This window comes from Xanthomonas hortorum (genome assembly GCF_024339125.1).
GTDB classification, from domain to species: Bacteria; Pseudomonadota; Gammaproteobacteria; order Xanthomonadales; family Xanthomonadaceae; genus Xanthomonas; species Xanthomonas hortorum.
In genome coordinates, this window is the sequence record NZ_CP101417.1 from 3,275,281 (window position 1) to 3,292,761 (window position 17,481).

At 57.8% G+C, this 17,481-nt stretch carries 13 protein-coding genes, 1 other RNA gene and 4 pseudogenes; 13 read left to right on the forward strand and 5 right to left on the reverse strand.

The features are described from left to right. Positions 1–5: 5 nt before the first annotated feature. Positions 6–1,024 (reverse strand): annotated as a pseudogene (locus NMB96_RS14050) (IS3 family transposase). Between the two features lie 153 nt (positions 1,025–1,177). Between NMB96_RS14050 and NMB96_RS14055 the strand changes: the two are divergent. The 12 genes and pseudogenes from NMB96_RS14055 to NMB96_RS14110 all read left to right on the forward strand — a co-directional run. Continuing rightward, a complete protein-coding gene (locus NMB96_RS14055; RefSeq protein ID WP_183086603.1) occupies positions 1,178–2,158 on the forward strand; it encodes an IS5 family transposase in 981 nt (326 codons plus the stop codon). A 276-nt stretch (positions 2,159–2,434) separates the two neighbouring features. Continuing rightward, a complete protein-coding gene (locus NMB96_RS14060) occupies positions 2,435–2,731 on the forward strand; it encodes a hypothetical protein (RefSeq protein WP_152025623.1) in 297 nt (98 codons plus the stop codon). A 42-nt stretch (positions 2,732–2,773) separates the two neighbouring features. After that, on the forward strand, positions 2,774–3,085 hold the full coding sequence (locus NMB96_RS14065) for a hypothetical protein (RefSeq protein WP_023905878.1): 312 nt from the start codon (positions 2,774–2,776) through the stop codon (positions 3,083–3,085). Between the two features lie 76 nt (positions 3,086–3,161). Then, complete coding sequence (locus NMB96_RS14070; RefSeq protein ID WP_023905877.1) at positions 3,162–4,403, forward strand: hypothetical protein; 1,242 nt, start codon at positions 3,162–3,164, stop codon at positions 4,401–4,403. Beyond that, positions 4,400–5,281: a hypothetical protein gene (locus tag NMB96_RS14075; RefSeq protein WP_023905876.1), complete on the forward strand. Its 882-nt coding sequence runs from the start codon at positions 4,400–4,402 to the stop codon at positions 5,279–5,281. The genes NMB96_RS14070 and NMB96_RS14075 overlap by 4 nt, the downstream gene beginning before the upstream one ends. Continuing rightward, positions 5,256–6,017, forward strand: coding sequence for a class I SAM-dependent methyltransferase (locus NMB96_RS14080; RefSeq protein ID WP_255085063.1), 762 nt, complete (start codon positions 5,256–5,258; stop codon positions 6,015–6,017). The genes NMB96_RS14075 and NMB96_RS14080 overlap by 26 nt, the downstream gene beginning before the upstream one ends. 223 nt (positions 6,018–6,240) lie before the next feature. Next, positions 6,241–7,545, forward strand: coding sequence for an ABC transporter permease (locus NMB96_RS14085; RefSeq protein WP_043889958.1), 1,305 nt, complete (start codon positions 6,241–6,243; stop codon positions 7,543–7,545). Further along, positions 7,542–8,789 carry an ABC transporter permease gene (locus NMB96_RS14090; protein WP_023905873.1) on the forward strand — a complete coding sequence of 416 codons (1,248 nt, stop codon included), beginning with the start codon at positions 7,542–7,544 and terminating at the stop codon, positions 8,787–8,789. Before NMB96_RS14085 ends, NMB96_RS14090 begins: the two co-directional genes overlap by 4 nt. A gap of 19 nt (positions 8,790–8,808) precedes the next feature. Then, positions 8,809–10,611 (forward strand): M3 family metallopeptidase, encoded by a 1,803-nt coding sequence (locus NMB96_RS14095; protein WP_183086831.1) that lies wholly within the window; start codon positions 8,809–8,811, stop codon positions 10,609–10,611. A 70-nt stretch (positions 10,612–10,681) separates the two neighbouring features. After that, a protein-coding gene (locus NMB96_RS14100; protein ID WP_095574585.1) for an IS5 family transposase occupies positions 10,682–11,445 on the forward strand; the annotation gives its coding sequence in 2 pieces (ribosomal slippage) (positions 10,682–10,997 and positions 10,997–11,445; 765 coding nt in all). A gap of 87 nt (positions 11,446–11,532) precedes the next feature. Then, a pseudogene (locus tag NMB96_RS14105) lies at positions 11,533–11,825 on the forward strand (transposase); the annotation flags it as partial. Then, positions 11,825–11,920 (forward strand): annotated as a pseudogene (locus NMB96_RS14110) (histone-like nucleoid-structuring protein); the annotation flags it as partial. The pseudogenes NMB96_RS14105 and NMB96_RS14110, both read left to right, overlap by 1 nt. 506 nt (positions 11,921–12,426) lie before the next feature. Here the strand turns inward: NMB96_RS14110 and ssrA are convergent. Beyond that, positions 12,427–12,823, reverse strand: a transfer-messenger RNA (tmRNA) gene (ssrA, locus tag NMB96_RS14120). 135 nt (positions 12,824–12,958) lie between these two features. Between ssrA and NMB96_RS14125 the strand changes: the two are divergent. Beyond that, a pseudogene (locus tag NMB96_RS14125) lies at positions 12,959–14,575 on the forward strand (lipase family protein); the annotation flags it as partial. A 58-nt stretch (positions 14,576–14,633) separates the two neighbouring features. On the opposite strand, the gene istB reads toward NMB96_RS14125, so the two are convergent. The 3 genes from istB to NMB96_RS14140 all read right to left on the reverse strand — a co-directional run bounded on the left by istB (position 14,634) and on the right by NMB96_RS14140 (position 17,477). Further along, positions 14,634–15,377, reverse strand: coding sequence for an IS21-like element helper ATPase IstB (istB, locus tag NMB96_RS14130; protein ID WP_053051498.1), 744 nt, complete (start codon positions 15,375–15,377; stop codon positions 14,634–14,636). A 15-nt stretch (positions 15,378–15,392) separates the two neighbouring features. Beyond that, the gene (istA, locus tag NMB96_RS14135; RefSeq protein ID WP_229009178.1) at positions 15,393–16,928 is read right to left on the reverse strand and encodes an IS21 family transposase; all 1,536 of its coding nucleotides are present in this window, start codon (positions 16,926–16,928) and stop codon (positions 15,393–15,395) included. Positions 16,929–17,189: 261 nt separating this feature from the next. Beyond that, on the reverse strand, positions 17,190–17,477 hold the full coding sequence (locus NMB96_RS14140) for a hypothetical protein (protein WP_046932707.1): 288 nt from the start codon (positions 17,475–17,477) through the stop codon (positions 17,190–17,192). Positions 17,478–17,481 lie beyond the last annotated feature (4 nt).

The following is a 17,481-nucleotide window of genomic DNA, read 5'->3' on the forward strand; positions in this document are numbered from 1 at the left end:
GACACTCAAGACCCTCGTTGCGCGTAGCGCAGTTCAAACTCTACAGGGGACAAGTCGCCAGTTGAACCGTGGCGGCGGTTGGGGTTGTAGAACATCTCGCTGTAGTCGAATACCTCGGCGCGAGCGGCGTCCTTGGTGGGATAGGTCCGCCGCCTGATCCGCTCGCGTTTGAGCAGGCCGAACAAGCAACCAGCGTTGGGTTTGCGCCGCCACACCGCAGACAACAAGGCCTGCACGACCAACTCGGTGTCGGCCCGATCGCGCATCGCCCAGCCGACGACCTGCCTGGAAAACAGATCGATCACAACAGCCAAATACATCCAGCCTTCATGCGTGCGGATGAAGGTGAAATCGCTCGCCCAGGCCGTGTCCGGCTCCGTCACGTCGAACTGTCGGTCAAGCAGGTTGGCAGCCGCCTTGCACTGCATCCCTCCATGGAAGCGCGGTTTGCGACCATAGCCCACCTGGGCACGCAGTCCCTCGGTGCGCATCAGCCGATGCACCCGATGGCGACTACAACGCTCACCTAGATCGCGCAGATCCGTGGTGATCTTGCGATGCCCATAGACACTGCCGCTGGCCAGCCAGTGGTGCTTGATTAGTCCAAGCAAGCGATCATCTTCCTTGGCGCGCTCACTGTTGGGCGAGCACAACCAGGCGTAATAGCCGGACCGGTTGACCCGCAATACCCGGCACATTGCACACACCCTGAATTCCCCGCAGTGGGCTTGCATGAAGGCGTACTTTGCCTTTACCCCTTGGCAAAGTACGCGGCGGCCTTTTTTAGGATGTCGCGCTCCTCGGTCACTCGACGCAACTCTGCCTTCAGCCGCCGAACCTCGGCGCTCTGGTCCACCTCGGCGCGATGCACCACGCCAGGCTTGCCGAACTTGCGCAGCCAGGCGTACAGGCTGTGCGTCGTGACACCCAGCCGCTCGGCGACTTCTGCCACCTTGAACCCACGATCAGTCACTTGCCGGACCGCCTCGATCTTGAACTCATCCGTATATCGCTTGCTGCTCATAGGCACCTCCGAATCGACCATTTTCCATGGCCTTGAGATGTCTGGGAAACCCTGGGCGTATCACAGCGTTATAGATGCTCGTTGATCTAGGGAACCTCTGAACAACGCACCACAGATACGCGACACTACCCGCCTGATGTTGAGGAGTGATCCATGCAACTGACGTTCGGTGACGCTGAGGGCCTGGGCAAGCGCAAGCAGACCCGGCGCGAGATCTTTCTGGCCGAGATGGAGCAGGTGGTTCCGTGGCAGCAACTGCTCGGTCTGATCGCGCCGCACTATCCGGTATCGGGCCGGCCAGGTCGGCAGCCGTACGCACTGGCGACGATGTTGCGGATTCATCTGCTGCAGCAGTGGTATGCGCTGAGCGATCCGGCGATGGAAGAAGCACTGCACGAGATCCCGACCTTGCGGCGGTTTGCCCAGCTCGGTGGCTTGGACAACGTTCCGGACGAGACCACGATTCTCAACTTTCGGCGCCTGCTGGAGACCCATGGCCTTGCCGCGCGGATGCTGGAAGCGGTCAACGCGCATCTGGCGCGCAAGGGCCAGAGCCTGCGGTCGGGCACGATCGTCGATGCGACGCTGATCGCGGCGCCCAGTTCGACCAAGAATGCCGACAACGCGCGCGACCCTGAGATGCATCAGACCAAGAAGGGCAATCAGTGGTATTTCGGGATGAAGGCGCACATCGGCGTGGATGAATTTTCCGGGTTGGTGCACCACGTCCATTGCACAGCCGCCAACGTCGCCGATGTCACGGTGATGCACACGTTGCTGCATGGCAAAGAAGACAGCGTGTTCGGCGATAGCGGCTACACCGGTGCGGACAAACGCGAAGAACTGCAGGCCTGCAAGGCTGCATTCTTCATCGCCGCCAGGCCCTCGACGATGCAAGCCCTCGGCAACAAACGCGAGCGTGCTCGGGAAAGACGTTGGGAACACTTCAAGGCCAGCGTGCGCGCGAAGGTGGAGCATCCATTCCGGGTGATCAAGCGCCAGTTCGGCTACACCAAGGTCCGCTATCGCGGCCTGGCCAAGAACACCGCGCAGGTGCTGACCTTGTTTGCGCTATCGAACCTGTGGATGAAGCGAAAGCAGTTACTGCCGACGATGGGGAGCGTGCGCCTGTAACCCGGGCAACACCCTGCAAACGCGCCGGAAACGGCAAAAAAATCGAGGATCTGAGCGCCGTCAGCCTGGTCGATGTGGTTAGGCTCATCCTCCGATGCCGTTGATCAGACCATCCCTAGAGCATCCACGGCGAGTCGAAGCGGTGCAGCTGGCCTTGCTGTGCGCAGCACAGCAAAAAGCTTGATCAATGATTTCAGCTGGACTTAGATCGACAAGCGAGTAAAGCAAATGTCAAGGCTTTCACCGCAAAACCCCAATGCCAAAGGAAGGAATAAAATGAGCAAGAGCATCACTAGCAGAGCGATCTCGTCTTTAGCGCTGATCATCGCGGGTGCAGCCGGTTCGGCCGCAGCGTCGGAAGCTCCCTCCACCGCGACTCAAAGCCTCGAATCAGCGACGGCGATAAACGCTAGTCTCGAAAGTCTGCGAATGGCGGAGTTTGCCTCTCCCGACTCTCTATTGGCCGCAGCCGATGGTCACCATTCGGATTCTATTGGTTCTCATCACCATCACACCATTGCCAGCACCGATGGCGTGAAAGTGAGTGACGCAGCTTCGCGCTTTGATGTTTGATTCTTAAGCTGCCACTCTTCGTTAAAGGACTAATCGCTCGCCATGAATGATCATCGCAATCTCACCAAAACGCTCTCCGTGCTGACGTTGCTTGTCGTCGGCTCGACTGCAGGAGCTGCTCTGGCTGGAACCACTGTGGATCCGAGCGCAAACGCCGCGCTTGAAACCGCTGCCTCGTTGACGTCGCTTCACGACTTGGCCATGAACGAATTCGAGCAAACCGCAAAGGCTGGCAACCTTCTGGCGGCGGCCGATGGCCATCACGACGACTCCATTGGCTCGCATCACCATCATGCCATTGCGTCGGCTACAACGGCTGGTCGTCAAGCCGAATCGGGTCGCTTCGACGTTTGATCCAAGCGTGATCACCGAGGGGCCCAAGTGAGGCTCCTCGGTGTTGCTCAAGAACTTCTCAGGGAAGTGAGGTGCCATGAATGCCGTATTGAACAACCCAAGTATTGCCATCGCTCGTCCTCTCTGTCTCATGGAACTCACCACGGTGTCGGCTTATACCGGTGAAGTGATAGAAGGCATTATGTGGGCGCGGCTGAACCGCATGCGCATGCGTCTCCAAGAGGCGCTAAAGGGTCGGGGTGACGAAAAGTTTCTCGAAGCGATTTATCAATTTTATATATCTATGCCGCCCGATCGCCAGGCGCGTCTCCTTCTGAGTTCAGAGTTTTGCGAATGCTACCTGGCCATTGAAGCTGCCCAGCGCAAGATCAGCACCGGAAGATCTGAACAACAAGATGCATGGGAATTAGCGCGGAACTTTGCGCTCCTTCATGACATGGTTTGTCGCGAACATGCTATTGAAGAGCTAAGCAAGGGGCATGTGAGCAAATATTTGGCTGAGTCTCGCCAATGGCAGGTTTACAGCCCCCTTGGCGACACTTATGCCAATCGATCAAGTGGAGGCGACTGGAGCCTTGAAAAGGTTCAAAGTGTGGGCGAGTGCATTGCGGTTGACTTTGATAGTCCCGTTGCCACGAACTACGAGCCGCGCTCAGGCGTGCTTAGTCAGGCCTATTTGCCGCTTGACGATTTCGAACGGCACGCAGTTCGCACGAAGATTGCTGAAAGTCTGCGTTTGATTGACGAAGCGGAGCCGCTTTATGGCTTGATCATCCGAAACTTCGTTAGGCGCATCGTAGTGCGCAAGTCGCAAGAGCGATCCGACCAAGGACCCAAGCACTACGGGTCTGAGCATGTGCCAAGGCAACCGGGTTCGCTCAGATTGCTCAACATCCATCGGGATGAACTCAGCGTTGAAGCGTGCATGGAGAGCTTAATGCACGAAAGCACGCACAACTTCCTCGCTGCGTGGGAGCTTGCCCACGGATTTTTTGTCGCCAACGACTACAAGCATCGCGTGGTGTCTCCTTGGTCTGGGAACCAGATCCCGAACTCATCGTTCATTCATGCGGTTTTTGTCTACTACATTTGCCACCGTCTTCTGAGAAGTCATCTAGCAAACTCAAAAAACCTTGCCAAAAGTGCCGTTGCGCATGTGCATAAGCGATTGGCAGTTTGCGCATCGGGATTTCTCATTCAGCAGCCACTGAGCCAGCGCCTGATGTCCACTGCGCCGCTCAATGAGGACATCGGCAGCATGGTCGACATGATGCAGGCAGACATGCAGCGCGAATACGGATACGAGGCAGCAGTATGAACGCAACAACCGTTGTGCTTTACTCAGACCGGAATGATCCGATCGCGTTGAAGGCGCTGGATGAGGCGAACCCGGAGATCGCTTGCATCCATGTTGACCAGCTGATTCCGCTCTTGTCGCGCCGAGATTGGCCCAAGGTGCTCGATATAGCGACAACAGCAGACATTGAAGCGATGTTTGCGGGCGCCAAAATCATCAACCGCGCCTTCACCCTATCTGGAACTGAGCTTTCATCTTGCCTGTCCGCCTGGGGCGTCGATGAGCGCTGGTTCCATGTCCGCCTGCAGGATCTTTTGAAGCTCGGAAGTAGGGTGTCGTATGACACCGGAGTCAGAGGGGTGTCGCGGTCGCTTCTCCCCTTAAACGCACAATGGTTTGAGATGAAGCGTTTTTTGCCCGATCTGAGCACTCCCGCTTTCGAGTATGGCTTTGGTTACGAACATCCTGACATCTCGGCTTTGGCTTGCCCTTTGCAAAAATCGGTGTGGTCGCTCTTTGATTGGAAAGTTGAGCGTCACCTGAGTCCTGATGAGGCCAAGAGACATCAGTTCTTCGTGGAGGCCCCGAAGGGGGTGCCATTGATCGCTTGCTTTGCTGGCGACGCTTTGGAGGTGTTTTGGCCCCGGGAGCGCGTGGATGTGGATCTTGGGCAAGTCAATGAAGTGGTTGATGCTGCCAAGCGCGTTTTTTGTGCTGAAGCCGGTGAAGTGCTGCTCTATGCAGAAGATCGATCGTTGCGCTTTTATGCGTTCTCGCCGCATCTCCTCTCGGTGGCAGAAGAGCCCGCATTCCAATCGATGCTGAGCAATTGGCTGGTGCCCCCTCACCTTGATGCTGTAAGGAGTCTTGCCGATGCTGCGCCTCGGATCGTCCATTGAACAGCTTCTTCGAATTCGTGAGGAGATGGGTTGGCTTTACGGAAGCGAAGATCTTTGCGTGTTGCTTTACAGCTTGGTCAAGCGAGAGAAGCCAGCAATTGTCGTCGAGCTTGGAACAGGGCTCGGTGTTTCCACCGCTTGGATAGCGGCTGCGATGAAGGAGGCGGGAAGAGGTGTTTTGCACACCTATGACAACGGGTCCCATTACATCAGTGAGCCTTCAAAGAAGTTCCTTAGTGGTCTGTCTGAACCCCTGAACTCGTTTGCAGACCGGCAAGAAGGCTTGGATGGCTTTAATGCCTTCATTGGAAGTCTGCTGTCGTGGGTGGGTGCAGAGGAGCATGTGGTCATTCATCGAGGCGATATCGCCATGGATGAAGTGGCATCGGATGATGCCTTCCAATCAGGGATCGACATGGTTTTCTCGGACTTCAATCATTCGCCTGAGTGCATACAGGCGTTGCTGAGTGCTTTTCTTCCGGTCATGCAGGAGACCTCGTCCATCTTCGTCGATAGCGCTTCAACGCATCGGTTGAGCTATCTGGCGCTTGAAAAGATAGTGGAGCATCTCAACCAGGGACGATTGCCCTCAGGGCTCACCAAGGAGCTCGATGAGCTTGAAGTCCAGCGGCTTGAAACGAGGGTAAGGCGCTCGTCGTTTCGCCTCATGCACCTAACGAACCTGTGGATGAAGCGAAAGCAGTTACTGCCGACGATGGGGAACGTGCGCCTGTAACCCGGGCAACACCCTGCAAACGCGCCGGAAACGGCAAAAAAATCGAGGATCTGAGCGCCGTCAGCCTGGTCGATGTGGTTAGGCTCATCCTCCGATGCCGTTGATCAGACCATCCCTAATCGAAACGAGCGATCGCGCGCAAAATAGCACTGCCTGGTTGAGGATTGAGCCCATCGATATTCAGGCAGCGGGCGTGACTTTTTTCCACTAGATGCGGGGTGCAATGTTTAGCTACTACCTGACTTTGGCAAAGCAAAACCTGTTGGCGTCTAAGGCGATGACCTTGGCGCTGGTCGTTGCACTTGCTCTGGGCGTGGGCGCAAGCATGACGATGCTCACGGTGGTTCGGGTGCTGTCATGGGACCCCATGCCAGGTCGCAGCGCGTATCTGTTTCATCCCTACTTCGATCCTTTGCCTCGCTCTTATGAAGCGAAAGCGTCGCTCGATCCTCGCAACTCAGTGACTTGGGTCGATGCGAAAGAGATCATGCGCAGACTTCCTGCACCGTCAAGTGCTGCAATGGCCACAGGTCACTTGCTGGTGGTGGCTCAAGATGGAGTGGATTCGCCATTTTTTGTTGATGGGCAGTATGCAACCCCCGGCATCTTTCATATGTTTGGGATTAATCTGAGCCAGGGTAGATCTTGGACCGATGAAGAAGAGCAGTCGCGAGCAGCACTGGTAGTGATCAGTGAGTCGTTTAGAAAGCGCCTCGGCCAGGCCGGAGAAGTCGGAAAAAGCCTTCAACTGGGTGCAAAAGCGTTTCGCATCGTGGGAATTTCGCGCGATTGGGCACCGAAGCCGCGCTTTCATACTGATCTGCAAAAGGACATCTTTAAGGGGCAAGACGACTTTTACATCCCACTCCATACAGCGATTGATGACAAGCTCAGTGTCAGTTCGAGCATGTTCTCGTGGGCGCGGGGCGACGAGTCCAACAAGATGGAAAGCCCCTCAACCGCTTGGCTGCAACTTTGGGTCTATCTTGATCAGGCCGCGCAACAGCGCTACTTGGAGCAGCTTCAAAGCTACGTGGAGCAGCAAGCAGATGCTGGTCGTTTTGAGCGGCGTAGCCCTGCTCGCTTGGAGGGGCTTGAAGATTTTCTAATCCGGCGTCAGGTGGTGCCGGATGATGTGAAGCTCCAATTGGCGTTGGCCATCGGCTTCCTGATCGTCTGCATGGTCAATATCTGTGCTCTGCTTTTTTCACGTTTCATCCGGCGAACGCATGAAGTAGCGGTGCGCCGGGCGCTGGGGGCTCGCAGGATTGATATTATGGCGCAGCTTTGCACCGAGTCTCTCCTGATTGGGGCACTAGGAGGGCTAGGCGCACTTGTCGTCTGTCAAGTTGGGCTATCGGTGGTTAGGGCGCAGCCAGAAGACTATGCGGCGTTAGCGCACCTGGATCTGACCATGGTGGCAGCAACCCTGGCTTTCGCCTGCCTATCGAGTCTCGCGGCCGCCGCGTTTCCAGCCATTCGAACCGCCTCTGGTCGAATGGCCATGCAGATCAAGGTGGCAGAATGAGCATCTCTGAGATCCCGGTCATTGCGCGTAGCCTGAAACGGCATCGGTTGATTTCTGCCGTCTTCCTGTTGCAGATCATCATCACCACGGCAGTCATCAGCAATGTTTCCTCATTGCTGGCTAATCGGGTTGAACTTTTGACCTACCAGACGGGACTGCGTGAAGAGGGGCTTGGCGTCGTCGAGACCGAGTTCCTTGGTGAAGGTAGCGATGACGCACGATCCAAGGTGCTTGCTGATTTGCAGCGCCTTCGAGAAGTGCCCGGAGTTCAAAGCGTTGCCGCTGTTGACGCACTGCCATTGAGTCAAAACAACTGGACCGTTGGCATCACCAACAAGCTTCTAGACCGAAACGATCTTCACGGTCTGATTGAAGCTGAACCATCGGTTTACAGCGTTTCACCCGGCGCACTTCAAACCCTTGGCGTGGCGCTTTCGGCTGGGCGCGATTTCTCGCCAGATGCCTATGTCCCCATGGCAGCCAGTAATGACTACTCAGGGCTTTATGACGCAGGTGAGGTCATCATCTCAAAGGACTTAGCGCAGTTGCTGTTTCCAGGAGAGAAAGCGCTTGGTAAGGCAATTTTCATCGATGGCGAGCATCCGGTTCACATCGTAGGCGTCGTTGACCATTTTTCCCGCCCGCTTCTGGGAAGTGGTCAAGGCAACGATGTATCGATGCTCTTGCCGTTGGTTCCGGACGCCAAACGCGTCATTTATGCCATCCGAGCCGACCCAGATCGGTTAGAGAGTGTGCTGAGCGATGCAGAGGCAGGGATCCGAGTCCTGGATCGAAATCGAATGACCCCTCGGGTCATGAGCTACAAAGCGCTTCGTCACGGCTACTTCCGGCGTGATCGAATGATGGCTTACCTCTTCTTAGCAGCTGGCGCTTCACTGTTGGTGGTCACTGTGATCGGGGTCTATGGGCTAGTAAGCTTCTGGGTTCGTCAGCGTTATCGATATATCGGCATTCGGCGATCGCTCGGCGCGCGTTCGATCGACATCAGCAGGTATTTCATGACCGAGAACATGCTTCTGACAGGGGCGGGAGCGGTGATCGGTAGCGGTCTGGCAGCGGCATTGAGCATGTGGGTATCTGTGCATTATGGTGCTCCGAAGGTGCCTGGTGCATTTCTTATTGCTGGCTTTGTGTTGGTTTGCGCGCTGGGTCAGCTTGCCGCTTGGCTTCCGGCTCGTAAGGCAGCGAAGACTGCGCCTGTGGTCACGATGAGGTCCGTGTAGAAGGCGTTATAATCCAAGCATGAGTATTCCGGCTGATCCGTTCGCGCTTGGGTTGAGGGTCCTTTTTCAGTGTGGCGTTGGACTGGCACTGTTATGGTCTACCGATGTGCGTGCCGCTGACGCTGCTCAGCAAGACTACGCAGCCGATGAGCATGCCTTCTTCGCCTCGGCAAAGGCCGAAAGGGCCCAGCGAGAGGGACTTGCTAAGTCCCTGGCTTTGTCCAAGGTAAGCCCTCAGTCCTCAGATCCATCCGAGCGCTTTTCCAACTTTGAAAAGCTCTTTGGCAAATGCCTCAGGCACCATGCTTACTACGAACTTCTGAGTTCACGAAATACCCAAGATGCTCAGGCCCGTAAAGCTCTGAACGAGGTTGATGATCTTTGTGAGATCGCATCCTCTGAGGCGAGGGGGGTGTTGCTTTCCTCGCCCTCTAGCGAGGCGTGGACCCAGCCATATGCTTTTCTTCGGGCGCGTGCTGAGCGCGCACGAGATCACAAGGTGTCAGTGGACCAGCAGGCCGCCTTTGATGCATTGTCTGACCAGGTGGATCAGCTCTCCCGAGCATATAGGGAAATTCTTCAAGCGGTGCCGTTTGAAAGCGTTGAGACGGGTCAAAAGCGCCTGAACGCTTTCGTCGACAACAAGACATTGATGAGCAATCCAGATGGTAAGGTTCGTGCCATCTCGTGGCGGGCTTACTGGGATGGCGTGAATTCCCAATCTGAGCGTTTGGGGCAGACGCTCATCGGGATTGTTCGAAGCGAGAACGCGATGGCGGCGTTGAGGGGTTATCGAGATGCGCCCGAGGCGCACTATGCCGCGATGGGATTGACGCGCGATGAGGTGACTGAGACGCTCGCTCAGGTGGAAAGCCACGTCAGTGCTTGGCAGGCGTATCAGACCGTGAAGGGTGATAAGCCTTGGGACATGTCCGCACCGGTCGGTTCCTTTGCTCACCACCTTACCGTTGACCAGCTCAGACAAGTGGCTACGCGCGCGGTCGCACCGCTTGGTAAGCATCATGCAGAAGAGCTATCGCGCGTGCTTGATGCGCGAGAGCAGCGCATGGACTTGTCATCGGAAATCGGATCGAGAGCAAAGGATGCGTTTTCGATCACGGCTCCCGAAGTGCCTTCGGTGCTTTATGTTGGCTACCGAAGAGACGATCTGGAAAGTGATGTGGAGTTGATCCATGAGGCGGCGCATGCGGTGCATGGGCAGCTGATGAATGACGCTCAGACCTCTCCTCTGACGAGGAATGGGCCTTCTTGGATGATAGAAGCGTTCGCGATCTTGGACGAGCTACTGCTGCGTGAGCAACTTGCCAAAGAGGCCAAGACGCCACAAGCACGGGAGTTCTATCTTCGCTCACTGCTTGACGACATAGCGCTTCAAATTTTTACCTCCGCCGAAGAGGCGCAGTTGGAGCGCGATCTTTACGACAGCCAAGCGGCAGGGACTTTGCAAAGTGCAGCGGACTTATCACGCCTGACAACGGCTGTGCTTCAAAGGTATGAGCGCTGGCCTCAAGCGCATCCAGAGTTGGCCGAGACCTGGGCAACAAAGCGACTGTTCTATGAAGATCCGATGTATCTGACCAACTACCTCTATGCGGGGCTTGTCGCGGTCAAACTATTTGAGCTAAGTCACGAGCACAAAGCTGAATTTGCGAGCCAATATCGATCCCTGGAAGAACAGGGCTTTGGCCAATACCCCAACGCCGCCCTGGAAAAAGTGCTGGGCGGAAAGGTCGATTGGTCGCGTTTGGTTGACGAAGACGCGGATTTTTTCAATCGTCAAGTGCGTTTGCTCAATCAGTAAGATCCGCTTGGACGCTTCGAATTTCTAGGGCCTGTTAACACTAATGGCCCGAGCGATTAAACTATTGAGCATGGAGATCACGCCAGCACAATTTTCTCTGATCGAACACTGCCTGCCGGCGCAGCGCGGCAATGTCAGCATGACCAACCTGCAAGTGGTCAACGCCATCCTTTACGTTGCCGAGCATGGCTGCAAATGGCGCGGCCTACCCAAGCGCTTTGGCAACTGGCATACGGTCTACACACGCATGAACCGTTGGGCCAAGGCGGGTGTGCTGGACCGGATGTTCGCCCAATTGCAGAAGTCCCAGATCGTGCGCATCAAAATCGAAGCAGTCTCGCTGGACTCCACCAGCGTCAAGGTCCATCCCGATGGCACGGGTGCATTAAAAAAAACGGCCCGCAGGCCGTCGGCAAGTCCCGCGGTGGATGGAACACCAAGATTCATATGGTTGCCGCAGATGCTCGAACAGCCATCACCTTTGGATTGACGCCTGGCAACGTGCATGACGCACCTGCAGGCCGCGCGTTGCTTGAACACCTCGGGCCAGTGGAGCGGCCGATTCATTTGTTGATGGACCGTGCTTATGAAGGCAACGAAACCCGCCAGTTGGCGCTCGATCTTGGCTTCGTTCCGGTGGTTCCACCGAAATCCAATCGGGTCGAGCCTTGGGAATACAACCGGGAGATGTACAAGCGGCGCAACGAAGTAGAGAGACTGTTCCGTCGCTTGAAAGGCTACCGCCGGATTTTCTCGCGCTTCGAGAAGCTAGATGTCATGTTCCTTGGATTCCTCAGCTTCGTCCTAGTCGTTGATGGGCTTCGGATGTGTTAACAGGCCCTAGTTGACCTCCTCCCTCTAACTTGCACCAGCCAGAACTGGAAAATTCGGCGACACTCAGGCCCAAGGAGGCCTGTCGCCATGAAGAAGTCGAAGTTCACTGAAGAGCAGATCGCGTTCGCTCTGAAGCAGGCCGAGACCGGCACCATTGTCGAGGGAATCTGCCGCAAGATGGGCATTAGCCAGGCGACGTTCTACACGCGGCGCAAGAAGTTTGGTTGGCTCGGCATTGCCGAACTGCGCCGGCTACGCCAGCTTGAGGAAAAGAACCGCAAGCTCAAGCAGTTGGTCGCCGATCTGAGCCTGGACAAGGTCATGTTGCAGGATGCGCTATGAAAAAAGTTCTGAGGCCCGCGCAGCGCGAGACGCTTGTGGCCGTCTGCCTAAAGCCTTCACCATCTAGCAGGGTAGTGCGTTTTACAAGGAATCGAAAGCCAAGCATCCAGATGAGAAGTTTCCGGCTTTTCCATGCAGAGTCCTGCGAATACCGAAGCAACGAAACGAGTGTCCGAAGAGACTTCGGGAAGGGAGTTGGACTCCAAACTGGGGGTGCTACTCAAAATTGGGGGGGGGGGCGTCGCTCTACGCCACCGACTTTGATGGTGTAGGGGCTGGCGTCGCTCCCTTGCAACGCGGCCAGCGCCTGGCTCAGCAAATCGTCACGCATGCCCGCTCCTTGCCGCATCCGATCGAATGCTTCCGAGAGTGCCACAGCAGTTCGTGCCACGGCCAGACGGGCAGCATCACCAAGGGTCAAGCGAACGGGACGGACAAGGTAGCGGGAGCCGATGAGGGCTTGCAGGTCGGTCGGGACGAAGAAGCGCACATAGAGCCCAGCAGGGCGACGCAAAAAATAAGGCTTCGGCACGGGGTTTGATACCTCGTTTGATACCTAACGCAGGCTCAAACTGAACATCAAACCCCGGGCCTAACCTTCGCAGAATCAAGCAATTACTGCTCTTTTCCGCGATCAGATGGTGGAGGTGGGCGGAATCGAACCGCCGTCCGGAAGCACTCCATCCCCAGCACTACATGCTTAGCCCTCCGTTAGATCTCATTTCCAGGCAGCACGGTTGGCAAAGCGCACCTGGAAACCAGCCTGCTTTATCTAACCGGTAGCTGACAGGCAGCCACTACCGACGGTTCCGTGATAATGACCCTACATCTACGAGCACGGGCACAAGTAGGTTCGGGGGTTCGCCTTAGGCGGCTGTAGAACTAAAACTAAAGCCAGTTAAGCGGCGATAGCGTAGTCCGAACCGTAGTTGTCATCGTTGGCAACTAAGAGTTTGCTGCTGGATTAACGAGGAAAGCTGCCCCCTCGGCATGCGCCAAGCGACTTCGCGACCCCCGTCGAAACCAGTGCACCCCCGGGGAAAGCATCAAAACGCTGACCTGCCCAGTGTAGGGATCGGCGCGCCCTGTCACAAGTGGTGAGATACGCAGCGCTTACAGTGGCTTCAGTCCCGTACCGAACGGAACAATCTGTAAACGAAGGAGCGAAGCGATGGCGACCAGCAAGCCCCCACGTCCACGGCCGGCGCGTGCAGCGCCCCGCAAACCAGCGGCCACTGCCGATCAACTCGCGCGCAAACGTGCAGCGCGCAGCGCGCAGCCGCAGACCACGGCGAAGAGCCGCGTGCAGGACAAGGCGCGCACGGTGATCTACATCCATGGCATCGGCAACAAGCCGCCGGCCGAGGTGTTGCGCTGCCAATGGGACAAGGCCTTGTTCGGACGGCCGATGGGCGAGCGCACGCGCCTGGCGTACTGGGTCAATCGCGAGCGGTATCCGGTCGCCGAGCCCGGCAGTTGCGAGGCGCGCGATGTCGGCCCCGCGCTCAATCAGAGTGTGCAGCGCGCCTTGAGTACGCTTGGGTTGGTGCCAGGCGAGCAGGATCTGCATCTGCTGGCCGATGCGTTGGCGCAGAGCGAGCAGGAACGCAGCGATCTGCATCGCTTGCTGGACGAGCTGGACATGGCGTCCGCCACGCCTGCCGTTGGTGAAGTGCAGGCGAAAGGCCCGATCAATGCGATCAACCGCGTGCTGCTGCGCTTGATCTCTGCCGCGCTGCTGCAGGACGTGCACGATCTGTTCTTCGTGCCCGAGCGTGCGGCGTTGATGCGCGAAAGCCTGGCGCAGCGGTTGCGCTCGGGCGGCGGGCCGTTCGTGGTGGTCGCGCACAGCCAGGGCTCGATGATCGCCTTCGATGTGCTGCGCCAGCTACAGGCCGCCGAGTGCGAGGTCAGCTTGTTCCTGACCCTGGGCTCTCCGCTGGGCTTGCCGCAAGTGCGCAGCATGTTCAAACGCTGGACCGGCACGCGCAAGCTGCCGTTTCCCGAGTGCGTGCGGCGCTGGATCAACGTGGCCGAAACACGCGACCCGATCGCGCTGGACCCGGATCTCACCGACGACATCGCCAATGCCAAGGGACGTTTCGAAAACCTCTCGGACGCACGCTTGAATCCGGATTGGCAGCACAACCCGCATTCGGGCTCGGGCTATCTGTCGATTCCGCAGGTGCGTGCGGCGGTGCGTGAGGCCGTCGGCATGGGCTTCGATCAGCCGGTGTCCAACGCGGTGCTGATCAAGGATCTCAGCGAGCAACTGGAAGCGCATGGGTCCGAGCATCGGCATGAAGTGCTGATCGAACTGGATCGTCGCCTGCTCGGCAACGACCCGGCCGCCACGCGTGCGCTGCTGCTGGCGCAGTTGCGCGAGACCGCTGCACGCAGCACCGGCTTGAGCGGCGACGCGTTGGATGAGGCGATCGAACTGGAAGACGGCTTGCAGCGTTTCGTCTCGGCGCGGTTGACGCGCTTCGAGATCGAGTCATTGCAGGATCGCTACCGCGCACTCGGATTCCGGCGCGTGTGGCGCGATGCCGGCAAGCGCGCGCTGATCAACGTCTCCGGCAACGTGTTGCATGCCGATGCTGCGCGCACCGCGTATCGCGCGCGCGGTCAGCAGATCGGCTGGGCGGTGCTGGACACCGGCATTGCGGCCAGTCATCCGCATTTCTTCGTGAAGGGCGAGCGTGACAGTGTGGTGGCGCAATGGGATTGCACGCGGCGTGGTACGAAAAGCCAACCAACTGGACACTCATCGGCGACGGAACTGGACACCGCCGCCAAATGAATTGGATGCGAGCGCCAGAAGCGCTGGACAGCGCCGCCAATCTTCACTTCCCGGACTTGGCCACCTTCGTCTTTCGCATGGATTCACCCTTGAGCGCTAGTTTGTGGCTGCTGTGAATCAGTCGATCCATGATGGCATCAGCCAAAGCAGGGTCATGGATAAACGCATGCCAGTCCTGCACTGGCATCTGGCCAGCCACAATCGTGGCGCCAGAGCCGACACGGTCATCGAGTAATTCCAGTAGATCTGCACGTCCGCGGCTGCTCAGCGGCGTCAGGCCGAAATCATCCAAGATTAGTAGTCCGGTCCTGGCGAGTTGATTGCGAAGCTTGGCCAGTGAGCCGTCCGCATGCCCGACCTCCATGTCTTCCAACAGGCGGCCTACGCGCCGGTAGCCTACGGTGATCCCTTGGCGTGCGGCTTGTACGGCCAGGGCACATGCCAACCAGGTCTTTCCAGTACCTGTTTGTCCAGTGACCAAAACGTTTTGGCGGTGCTCAATCCAGCCACAGGTCAGCAAATCCGCGATCACCGATCGATCCAACCCGCGCCCAACACGATAGTCAATAGCCTCCGGTTCGGCGTAGACCTTGAGCTTGGCATTGCGAATCAGGCGCGTGAAGCGCTTGCTGTCGCGCTGACTCACCTCGGCGTCAACCAGATGGCCAAGGCGCTGATCGAAGCCGAGTGCTCCGTAGCTGGATTGGGCGAGTTGATGTTCGACGCCAGCCACCATGCCGGTCAATTTGAGCGTTCGTAGCTGATCAATCGTATGTTCCAAAGACATAATGTTCTCCCTGAATTATGAGTAGTAGTTAGCACCGCGCACGTTTTCGTGCGCCTGTGGAGCGTCATCGTTGCTTGCACTGTCATCGCAAGATGCGCTGCGATCCAGATGGCGCACCAGGATCGACTTCACCGAGCTGACACTGTTTGCTTGGATGCGCACTGCCCGGTCACAGGCCGCCTGCAGCCTTTCGATCCCGTGTTCACGCGCAAGGCGTCGCAGCCCTCGACAGGCTTGCAGGGTCAGTGCCGGTCGGCGATGGGTCGCGCTATGTCGTTGCACGAACTTATGCAGGGCGCCTCCTTGCTGACGCGCCCATGTCATCAGTACGTCCGGCGTGTCTTGTGCGTAAGCGCGATGAGCCGGTGGCTGGTGCTCCGGTGACGTGCTACATCCACCCACTTCGCCGCTGCGCGGATGCATGGCCACCCGCTTGTCGCGGTGGAAGACTGCCACGGCCTCCCGGGTGACCTTCAAGTTCACCTTTGCGCCAACCAATGTGTGAGGAACCGAGTAAAAGTGGCCCTGCCAAGGGACGTGGTAATCCTGTCCCACAGGGACCTTAAGCTTCCACTCTGCGTACTCGTAGGGCATCTGCGGACAGGGACGCAGCGCGGGGCCGTCCAGTTCCTCGAACAGTTGCTGACGGCTTTTTCCGCCGGACCCACGCATCGGACGAAGGTTCATGCGGTCCACCAGCTCGGCAATGGCGCGATTCAGTTCCTCCAGCGAGAAGAACACCCGATTGCGCAGCCGCGCCAGGATCCAACGCTGGGCCAGTTGCACCCCAATCTCCACCGGCGCCTTGTCCGTAGGTTTGCGCGGACGTGCCGGCAGCACCATGGTGTCGTAGTGTGCAGCGAACTCGGCGTAGGTCATGTTCAGCAGTGCCCCGTCCTGCCCGGAAACGGAGGTCACCGCCGCCTTGAGGTTATCCGGCACCAGATAGGTGGGCACGCCCGCAAAGAACTCCAGCGCCTTTGCATTGCAAGCGATCCAGTCAACCGATTTCTGGCTTGCGACGGCATAGACGAAGGTCTTGCGGCTGGCACCCATGACCGCCACGAAGAGCTCCACCGGGGTTGTTGCGCCGGTCATCTGATCAGTGATCGAAGGGCGCACTCCGGAGAAGTCCAGAAACAGCTGTTGTCCCGGTACACGCACCTGACGCATGACCAGTCCTCGCTTACGCGCATAGCGGCGGTAGCGGCGTCGGAACTCGGTCTCTGACATCGCCCCGGCTTCCAAGCCAAGGGCATATTCCTCATGCAATAGCGCGATCGTCATGCCGCGCCGCTGCAGCTCGGCGTGCACATACGACCAATCCGGTTCAACGAGCAACTTCTTCGCACTACTTTTGCCCGGATTCAATCGGCGCGCCAGCGCGACTTCGTCCATGCTCTCGATGTCATCCCACGATTGTGAGAGGGCTCGCAGGCGTTTGCGATAGCGGCCGACCGTGGTCGGCGAGCGATTCAACTTTTGACCAACCTGCCGATCGGTCAGGTCAGTGCGCAGCAGGCACCGGCACAGGTCTTTCAACGGATTCATGGCACTCCTTGCACCGCCTTCGTTCCAGGCACCAGCATCCGGGCCAGAACAGCGGCAACAGTCCCCCGCGCCAGCGCGTAAGAGCTGGCAAACAGGGATTGACGAAGGGAGGGCGGATGCCGAGAATGCAGCGAATAGGTTCTAGCTACACCCTCAAAGCCCCCAAGCGTTGACGCGCTTGGGGGCTTTTGCATTTCCCACGTGTGGAATGGCGGTGGGAGTCGTCAGGTCATGCTGACCCCCTGTCTTCCATGTTCGCAGTCATGGCGTGTTTCCGTTTGGGTGCGATGCCCGGATGGCTTGGTCGCGCAAGCCTGCCAGCCAGTGCGCAATGTCTTTGGCAAGCGCGTATTTGCCGCGGCGATTAGGGATGGGGAACACCGGCACCGGCAGCGAGTCACGGGACAGAGCCTGCCGGAACGCATCCAGCGAGGTGTAGCCCAGTGCTTGGCGCAGATCATCCTGGCCGATCACCGGGCCGTAGTGGTGCAACAGATCCTGCTCCAGGACTTTGGCCAACGCGCCGATGTGTTCGTCACGCTCTGTCATGCCG